The sequence below is a fragment of the Sandarakinorhabdus rubra genome, from assembly GCF_010994245.1.
GTDB classification, from domain to species: Bacteria; Pseudomonadota; Alphaproteobacteria; order Sphingomonadales; family Sphingomonadaceae; genus Sandarakinorhabdus; species Sandarakinorhabdus rubra.
On record NZ_WMHO01000419.1, the window covers coordinates 1 to 845 of the forward strand.

Genomic DNA, 845 nt, shown 5'->3' on the forward strand with positions numbered 1-845 from the left:
GTCGTCACGGCAGGCGCGGGTGCCGCCGCAGCTGTTGGCGCGTCGCTGGTATCGCCCTCGCCAGCCGCCTTCAGGGCGGCTGCGTTGAGCGCCGCGGTGGTGGCGCTGGTGCCGGGTGCCGGGGCAGCACTGGTGCCGGCCACCACCAGCGTCGGCGGCGGCGTGGTGACGGGGGTGAGCGGCGGCGGCAGGATGCCGGGCTGGAACTGCGCCGGCACGCCGCTGTTGCCGGCCAGGGCCGTGGCGATCTGCCAGCCATTGGCGCGGTCGAGCGGCTGGATCGCCTGCGAAAGTTCGTTCAAGGCCCGCGTCGCCTCCGGCAGGCCCTGGGCAGCCGCCCGCACCAGATAGGCATAGGCCAACGGCATCGACTTGGCGGCGCCATCGCCGTTCCAGTGGACGATGCCCAGCACATATTGGGCGCGCATCTCGCCCTTGTCGGCGGCCGATTTAAGCCAGCGCACGCCTTCGGCCTTGTCTCCAGCCTGGAACAACAGGATGCCCAGATTGGCCTGGGCGGGAAGGTGGCCCTTCACGGCGGCTCGGCGATACCAGTCCTGCGCGTTGGCCTTGTCCAGCGCGACGCCGCGGCCCAGCTTCCAGGCCTGGCCCATGTTGAACATGGCATCGGCATCGCCCTGTTCGGCAAAGGGCTGCCACATCTTCACAGCCTCGTCCCACTTGCCGGCGCGCCAATATTCCACGCCCTGCCGCACCGAGGCCGGCGGCGGCGTGGGCGTGGCCGGCGCGGCAGCGGCGCGCGCGCGCTTGGCACCGCGCTTCTTGCGCGGCGCCGCCAGTGCCGGGTCGCCGGCCACCAGGGCCAGCACCAGCAGTGCGCCACT

At 72.3% G+C, this 845-nt stretch carries 1 protein-coding gene; it reads right to left on the bottom strand.

The genetic code is table 11. The features are described 5' to 3' along the window. Positions 1-845: tetratricopeptide repeat protein (locus tag GJV64_RS14980; protein WP_164158312.1), on the bottom strand; the 845-nt coding region annotated here is incomplete at both ends.